6 protein-coding genes are annotated in these 8,587 nt (G+C 36.3%); all 6 read left to right on the top strand.

Annotation, left to right across the window (positions count from 1 at the left end; genetic code table 11):
• Positions 1-586: CAF17-like 4Fe-4S cluster assembly/insertion protein YgfZ (gene ygfZ, locus Megvenef_RS05735; protein ID WP_322777021.1), on the top strand; the 586-nt coding region annotated here is incomplete at its 5' end.
• Between the two features lie 343 nt (positions 587-929).
• Positions 930-2,231, top strand: coding sequence for a sigma-54-dependent transcriptional regulator (locus tag Megvenef_RS05730; RefSeq protein WP_322777020.1), 1,302 nt, complete (start codon positions 930-932; stop codon positions 2,229-2,231).
• A gap of 326 nt (positions 2,232-2,557) precedes the next feature.
• Entirely contained in the window at positions 2,558-4,126 is a 1,569-nt protein-coding gene (locus tag Megvenef_RS05725; RefSeq protein WP_322777019.1) for an Npt1/Npt2 family nucleotide transporter, read from the top strand.
• Between the two features lie 285 nt (positions 4,127-4,411).
• Entirely contained in the window at positions 4,412-7,075 is a 2,664-nt protein-coding gene (ppdK, locus tag Megvenef_RS05720; RefSeq protein ID WP_322777018.1) for a pyruvate, phosphate dikinase, read from the top strand.
• Positions 7,072-8,139, top strand: a complete 1,068-nt coding sequence (gene prfA, locus Megvenef_RS05715; protein WP_322777017.1) for a peptide chain release factor 1 — start codon at positions 7,072-7,074, stop codon at positions 8,137-8,139. The genes ppdK and prfA overlap by 4 nt, the downstream gene beginning before the upstream one ends.
• A gap of 120 nt (positions 8,140-8,259) precedes the next feature.
• Positions 8,260-8,559 carry a transposase gene (locus tag Megvenef_RS05710; protein WP_322777016.1) on the top strand — a complete coding sequence of 100 codons (300 nt, stop codon included), beginning with the start codon at positions 8,260-8,262 and terminating at the stop codon, positions 8,557-8,559.
• Positions 8,560-8,587: the final 28 nt, after the last annotated feature.

Raw genomic sequence — 8,587 nt, 5'->3', positions numbered from 1 at the left:
GCGTTTATCTATGTATAAGTTAAGAAGTCATATAGAAATCCTTGATGTTTCAGAATTTTATGAAGTTTTATACTCAACGAAAAAACTTCAAAACGTAGTATTTTCGTTGCAAGATCCAAGATATGATAAACTTGGCTTAAGATCATTAATAAAAACTGAAAATATCACTAAGTTACAAAATAAGAGTAACGATTTGTATCTTAAAGATAAATATAATTTTGCTATTGTGGATGGTAATTTAGATTTGGTAGTAGAAAAGTCAATTCCAATTGAGTTTGGCGCTGAAGAATTAAATGCAATTGACTATAAAAAAGGATGTTATGTAGGCCAGGAAGTCATTTCAAGAGCAAAATACCAAGGAGTAGTTAGAAAAAAAATATTTAAGCTACAATGTGGCACGAATTTTGCCCCTGTAAACCAAGGTGATGAGGTAACTTTTGATGCAGTTAAAGTGGGTAAGTTGTGTTCATTTTATGAAAATCTTGCCATCGGACTCCTTTGGGAAGAAAAGTATTTGGGGCTTGCGGAAAAAAAAGTTATGATTAATAATTGTATCTGGGATATTGTCTTACCACCTTGGAGATGAGAAGGGTATTCATATATAGATATAAAAGTGTGTTTAAGTAAATAGCTTTTAAGTTGCCATGGCTGGTTGAGTATGGGGGTGGTCAGTATAACAAAAGTCCGCTTGAACTTGAGTCCTGGTGACTTTTGGTCGCATGTAAGTCTGGAAACTCTTCAGTCATAACGAGCTTTTGATTTGAATGGACCTATTTGCATAATCAGGACGCGAATGCGTGAAAAATTGCATCTGTAGAATTAATTTCAGGGATATGATGACCACATACCTTCAAATTAAAATTTTTATAGATGATGATTTGAGAGGAAAGCGCCCGGAGCCTATATTTATTAGGTGAGGACGCGAATGCGTGAAAAATCGCAACTGTAGAATTAATTTCAGGGATGGTATGAGACTTTTAATTATCGGTGATATTAATAGTGAAATTAAAACAGCTATTGATATTGCAAGATCCAAAAACGCAAAAGTCGTGATGGTAGAGTCTTGTAGTCAAGGTGTAGATTTTTTGTGCCAAGGGAAGGGTGCTGATCTAGTTTTGGTTGATGTTCAATTTGATATAAAATCACTGGTAATTGCTATGCAAAATGAAAAGATATCGACACCAGTAATAGCATATGGAGTTCAATGTTCTCCAAAGGATGCTGTTTTAGCTATTAAATCTGGAGCTAGGGAGTTCTTACCTTTACCTCCGGATGAAAGACTAATAGCAGCAATTTTTGCCGCTCTTTCCGATGATTCCGTCAGTATTATCGGAAAGTCACAGCCTATGCTTGATTCAATTGCCTTAGCCGATAAAATAGCTGCTTCAGATGCAAATGTTTTAATCACTGGACAGTCCGGAACTGGTAAAGAAGTATTTTCAAGTTATATTCATAGTAAAAGCAAGCGAAAAGATAAGCTATTTGTGGCTGTAAATTGTGCTGCTATTCCTGAAAATTTACTTGAATCAGAGCTATTTGGCCATGAAAAAGGAGCTTTTACGGGTGCAGTTAGTAGAAGGATTGGTAAATTTGAAGAATCATCCGGTGGCACTCTATTACTTGATGAAATTAGTGAAATGGATACTAGGCTTCAGGCAAAATTGCTTAGGGCAATTCAAGAAAGAGAAATAGATAGGGTTGGCGGCAATTCACCTGTAAAAGTAGACTTAAGAATTATCGCTACTTCTAATAGAGATTTACAAAAAGAAATAGAGAAAGGTAACTTTAGAGAAGACCTTTATTTTAGGCTAAATATCATTAATATAAGATTACCTTCTTTGCAAGAAAGGGGGCAAGATATTGAACTCTTGGCAAACTATTTTATAAAAAAATATACAAAAACTAACGGCCTGGGTGAGAAAAAATTATCCCAATCTGCGCTTGATCAAATGTTAGTATATTCATGGCCTGGAAATGTCCGCGAGCTTGAAAACGTATTACATAGAGCGGTTCTTATTTCCGATTCTCCAGAGATAATGCCAATTGATATAAATATCAAAGAGAGAGAAAAAGAGGCCTCTGCATATCATGAGATAGGTTCTTCAGATAATGAAAAAAGAATGGTATTTAATACTATTGGTTATTGTCTAGGAGATATGAGTAAGGCAGCCAGCATTTTAGGGGTTACAATTGAAATATTACGTGAGAAATTAGAAACTTATACAAAATAAGATCTTTAAAAACTCTACTCACTGATAAAAACACTGTCATACTGAACTTAAGGTAAGTTTATGCACGCCTTAGCCCCAGCATCTTAGGCAATACAACAGTCATACCGGGCTTGATCCGGCATCTCAGACAACGGAAAGAAGTGTTAAAATGACTTCAGCATGGTGACTATATGTTTCCATGGCTGACGTCAAACCCTATAAACTTTAAACATTTATTGAGTTAGTTCGAGACTACTTCGAAATAATTTTTTTTGTCCTTGACTCCCTATACCTGTTTATATACTATGTAGACCTAGCCGATGGGGAAACATTTGGGTTAGACATTTATGACAAATATTTCAGAGAACAACTTAAACGCAACTAAAGTTTCTGAAATTGCTCATCAATCATCTTCAAAATTTATAAAATTCTTAGACTATATATGGCCAATTCATAAGGGTGAGTTGCCGAAGTTTTTGTCTATTACACTATTAATGTTCTGTATATTAGGAATTCAAAATCTGATTCGGGCTATGAAAGATAGTGTCATCAACACTATGATAGGCGTTGAGACGATTTCGTTTCTTAAGTTTTGGGGCGTACTACCAGCGGCATTTATAGTGACAATTATCTATGTTAAGTTAGTGAGCGTCATGAAGGGAGAAAATATATTTTACCTAATAATGGCTATATTTTTAAGCTTCTTCTTTTTATTTGCATTTTATCTATTCCCTAACCATGAATTAATTCATATATCTCCAGATACTGCAAACAGGTTAGTTGCAAGTTTTCCTAATTTAAAGTGGTTTATACTATTACTATCCAATTGGAGCTTTTCCTTGTTTTATGTGATAGCCGAGTTATGGCCTAATGCTATTTTCGCACTATTATTTTGGCAATTTGTAAATAAAATTACTTCCGTGGATGAGTCTAAAAGATTCTACCCACTTTTTGGGCTATTGGGACAAACAGGATTGTACTTATCTGGTACATTTTTAATAAATTTACAAGTTATGAATGATTACTTTACCAAGGTGTTCGGGCTTGGTGGGGGCGTTAGCGTAGTATCAATTCAAATAGTTATAGCTGTTGTTACAATCCTTGGAATAATAGCACTAGGGGCGTTTTGGCTCCTAAATCATAAGATTTTAGATATTACTACAGCTGAAAATCTTCAATTTAGAGTAAAGAAAAATCAGCTTACTTTAAAAGAAAGTTTCCATATGATTCTTCAATCCAGATACATAAGGTTGATTACAATTTTACTTATTTGCTATGGTATTGCAATTAATATGGTTGAAGGACCTTGGAAAGCAGAGGCAGCCAAAATATATAAGACACCAACTGAATTTGCTACGTTCATTGGCAGATACCTAAGTTATACTGGAATACTGACAGTTTTCTTTGTGTTACTCGGCTCAAATATTGTCAGGGTATTAGGATGGCTTTCAGCTGCAGTTATAACTCCTATTATGGTTTTAGTTACAGGACTCGGTTTTTTTGTTGTCGCAAATTTTGATCCTGTAGCAACTTTTATGATGATGTCATTTGCATTTACTGACCCAATTATGCTTGCCATTGTAATTGGAGCTATTCAGAATGTACTCAGCAAATCAAGCAAATATACTTTGTTTGATTCTACCAAAGAAATGTCCTATGTACCGCTTGACGAACAGCTTAAAACAAGGGGTAAGGCTGCAGCTGACATGATCGGTACTAAACTTGGTAAATCCGCTAGTGCGCTGCTCCAATCAATGATATTTGTTATCTTTCCAGCCGCCACGTACTCTTCAATTTCAGTATTCTTAATGTGCGTGTTTACATTAGTCTGTATAATCTGGGTATGGGCAGTTGTCGAGTTAAATAAGGAATACACTAATGCTTGCAATTCTCATGGTGATGAGAGTTTTTTTTAGGGTTACCTAAAAATCAACAGTAACATTTACCAAGTAAAATGCAAAAGAATCTTGTTCAATAAATCGTCAATTTATTAAGAAGTAAAGTTACAGCCTTAACTTAGACAAGAACTTTTTTTCTACATTTCTGTTATTATTAGTTGCAACCTAAATTTATAATGTTTCTTATACTAAACTCAGGTGGAATTTAATTGAAAAGAACAGATAAGTATTGTATAAGGTGCAAGAGTTCAAGGCGCAATATACGCATTTTTCTAGTATCTTCTTATTAAAGAGCATTCTTCCATGAACAAGCTAATCTATTATTTCAGCAAGTCAGCATCTGACGGCGATTCTTCAATGAAAAATATACTTGGAGGTAAAGGCGCAAATCTAGCACAAATGTGCAAACTTGGCCTCTCAATACCACCTGGATTTACTATATCTAGTGAACTCTGTAGCGCATATTGTACTAAGCAATTACATTTAACAACAGGTTTTTTAGAAGAATTAAGTAAATCTATCAGTAGGTTAGAGAAAGAAGTTGGCAAGAAATTTGGTAGTGATACCAATCCATTGCTGATTTCTGTTCGATCTGGTGCCAAAGTATCGATGCCAGGAATGATGGATACTATACTTAATCTTGGTATGAACGATGAGGTAGCAGCGGCATTGGCAAAATCAACGTCGAATCCTAAGTTTGCTTATGACAGTTACAGACGATTCTTAGAAATGTTTGCCACTGTTGTTTTTGAAGTTTCGAATTATCATTTTGAAGAGATTCTTAGTAATCATAAGGATAGCAATAATATCAGCAAAGATAGCGACCTCACTGAGGAAGATTTAAAAAAGATAATTATTGAATATAAAGCAGTAATTAGGAAATATACCGGAAAAGAATTTGAATCAAATCCAACCGAGCAACTTAAACACGCTATCGAAGCTGTATTAAAATCGTGGATGAGCCCAAGGGCTATAGCTTACCGTAAAATTCATAATATCGATGATGATATGGGCACAGCGGTCACTATTCAGTCTATGGTATTTGGTAATAAAGGTGATGATTCAGCTACTGGCGTAGTATTCACTAGAAACCCATCTAGTGGAGAGAAAAAGATCTTTGGTGAATTTCTTATTAATGCTCAAGGCGAGGACGTTGTAGCTGGTATTAGGACACCTTTCCCAATACTAGTGTCTAATGGTGGCGATGGCAGATCAATGCAAGAACAAATGCCCCAGCAATATGAAGAATTAATCCAAGTATGTGATAAACTTGAGTTGCATTTCAAAGATATGCAAGATATTGAATTTACTATTGAAGAAGGTAAATTATATATTCTGCAAACAAGAGGAGGAAAAAGATCAGCAGCATCTGCTGTAAAAATAGCAGTTGATATGGTAAGTGAGGGAGTTATAAGCAAAAGTGATGCTTTGATGAGAATAGATCCCAACTCTTTGAACCAATTATTGCACACTGCCATTGATTATTCATCCAATCCACAAGTGATTGCAACCGGACTACCTGCGTCACCTGGAGCCAATACTGGTATAGTAGTTTTTTCGCCCTATGACGCAGAAGACTTGGCTCATCATCACAAAGTAATTCTGGTGCGAAACGATACTAGCCCGGAGGATATTAAAGGCATGCACGTCTCTGTTGGGATAATTACCGCACGAGGCGGCATGACTTCTCATGCAGCTGTAGTTGCAAGAGGTATGGGTAAGCCCTGCGTATGTGGTATCAATGGTTTAATAGTCAATGAAAAGCAAAAAATATTTACCACAGCTTCTGGCCACCAAGTTGCTCAAGGCGATACAATCACGATAGATGGATCAACTGGTGCAATTATTATTGGCGATGTGAAACTCGTAGAACCAGGTTTTTCTGAAGAGTTTAATACAATACTTGAGTGGGCAGATCAAGAAAGAAAGCTGGAAGTTAGAGCCAATGCCGAGACCTCTCTTGATGCGACTGTGGCACTTAAATTTGGCGCAAGTGGAATAGGACTATGCCGAACAGAGCATATGTTTTTTGATAATAAGAAAATTCCACTAGTTAGAGAGATGATTATAGCCCAAAGCTATGAACAGAGGATTAGTGCTATCGAAAAACTAAAACCACTTCAAGTTGCCGATTTCAAATCTTTATTTGAAATAATGGCTGGTAAGCCCGTTAATGTTAGACTGCTTGACCCACCATTGCACGAGTTTTTACCAACTGAGGAAAAAGATAAGTTGGAACTGGCTGATGCTTTGAATATACCTATTTCTCTTATAGACCACAGGCTCCATGCATTACATGAGATAAACCCTATGCTTGGTCATAGAGGATGTAGGCTTGGTATTTCATATCCAGAAATATACATCATGCAAGTAGAAGCGATACTTGAAGCAATCTTTCAGGTGCAAACAGAGCAAAACACTCATTGTATTTTAGAACTAATGATACCTTTGATTTCTGATGTAAAAGAGCTAGAAAGAATAAATGGCTATGTACGTGAAACCATTAACTCAATGGAAGTAAAGCACCAAACGAAATTCAATGTAAAACTTGGGACAATGATTGAATTGCCTAGAGCCGCGCTAACAGCTGATAAAATTGCAAACCATGTTGAGTATTTCAGTTTTGGTTCAAACGACCTAACACAAACGACCTATGGTATCTCAAGAGACGATATTAGCTCATTTTTACCCGACTATATTGATCAAAAAATATTTACGCATGATCCATTTTCTCAAATTGACATTGAGGGGGTAGGGAAACTTATCCAGATGGCAATAGAAAAGGGGAAAGCAGTTAATCCCGATCTTACAATTGGAGTGTGTGGTGAACATGCTGGTGACCCTTACTCGATTGATTTCTTTCATCTTGCTGGTCTCGATTATATTTCATGCTCTCCATATCGTATTCCAATAGCACGCGTTGCTGCTGCAAGAAGTAAAATTATGTCATCAAGAAGGTACCCATGAGTTTTGAAGATAACTTAGATAAAATTTTACAACGACAAAGTGAGCTTTCTGACAAGCTTTCTAGCGGCATAAGGGGAGACGATTTTGTTCAAGCCTCCAAAGATTATTCAGAACTTGAACCAATTGTCGAGAAAATTTCTGAATATAAAAAAGCAATAACTGATCTTGAGGGAGCAAAGGAAATAGTGAATGATCAAAATATTGATCATGAAACAAAAGAGCTAGCCGAGGAAGAGGTGAGGGACCTAAACGCTAAATTAACTCAGCTTGAACGTGAGGTAAAAATCGCTCTACTACCTAAAGATGAAGCGGATAGTAAAGGAGCGATAATTGAAATACGAGGTGGTACTGGTGGAGAAGAGGCGGCTTTGTTTGCAGCAGATTTATTTAGCATGTATCAAAGATACGCAGCCTTAAAAGGCTGGAAATTCGAGATACTTTCAATTTCCGAAATTGGCGTAGGTGGCTACAAAGATGCTTCAGCTTTAATCAAAGGCGATGGCGCTTTTTCTAGATTGAAATTTGAATCTGGAGTACACCGAGTTCAAAGAGTTCCTCAAACAGAATCAAGCGGAAGAATTCATACTTCAGCTGCGACTGTAGCTGTTCTACCTGAAGCAGAAGAGGTGGATATAAAAATTGAGGATAAAGACCTTAGAATCGATACCTATAGAGCCTCAGGTGCTGGAGGGCAGCACGTAAATACAACAGACTCTGCTGTGCGTATCACTCATATACCAACCGGGGTTGTTGTGGCAATTCAAGATGAGAAATCGCAACATAAAAATAAAGCAAAAGCTATGAAGATTTTGCGCTCTAGAATTTACGAAGAAGAGAGACGGGCAAGGGAAGAAGAACGTGCAAGCTCAAGGAAAGAGCAAATCGGATCCGGTGATCGTTCAGAACGTATCAGAACATATAATTTTCCACAAAGCAGAATAAGTGATCATCGTATTAATTTAACTTTATACAAAATAGATGAAGTACTAAGGGAAGGTAAACTAGACGAATTTATCGACGCTCTAATTTCTGATGACGAGGCAAAAAGATTGGCTGAGGTTTAGAAGTCCCTCCGTCAAAACTCTCCCCGCCTGAATTAACAAGGGGTTTCATGTCATAAACAGCTTACAAAATCCATAAGAAAATGGTATAATTACCGCATAAAGCTTACGGATTTTAAAATTATGCCTATAGAAAATATTACTTTTCTCCAAAAACAAGAAAGGTTATTTGAAGAGAAATTATCTACAAAACTAAATCCTAAAAACAAGTTATATAAACTAAGGGATTTAGTAAATTGGTCTGAACTTGAAGCCAGAGCATTGCCTAACATTGAAATCAAGCAATTTGGTAGAAATAAGAAAGATCATAGAGTAATGCTAGCACTATCAATGCTTCAAGCTATGTACAACGGTTCTGATTCGTTTACGGAGGAAGAGCTAAAGGAAAATATTTATTGGCAATATTTTTGTGGTTATGAATAATTGCAGCAAGAACTTGATGTGTCTGAAG

This window comes from Candidatus Megaera venefica, assembly GCF_034554655.1.
GTDB lineage: Bacteria > Pseudomonadota > Alphaproteobacteria > Rickettsiales > Rickettsiaceae > Megaera_A > Megaera_A venefica.
Note: the sequence above shows the minus strand (reverse complement) of the source record. Positions and strands in the feature narration are given on the sequence as shown.

Coding starts and splice junctions, on each gene's coding strand:
- prfA (WP_322777017.1), top strand. CDS start 7,072: ATGAGTTTTGAAGATAACTTAGATAAAATTTTACAACGACAAAGTGAG.
- Megvenef_RS05710 (WP_322777016.1), top strand. CDS start 8,260: ATGCCTATAGAAAATATTACTTTTCTCCAAAAACAAGAAAGGTTATTT.
- Megvenef_RS05725 (WP_322777019.1), top strand. CDS start 2,558: ATGACAAATATTTCAGAGAACAACTTAAACGCAACTAAAGTTTCTGAA.
- ppdK (WP_322777018.1), top strand. CDS start 4,412: ATGAACAAGCTAATCTATTATTTCAGCAAGTCAGCATCTGACGGCGAT.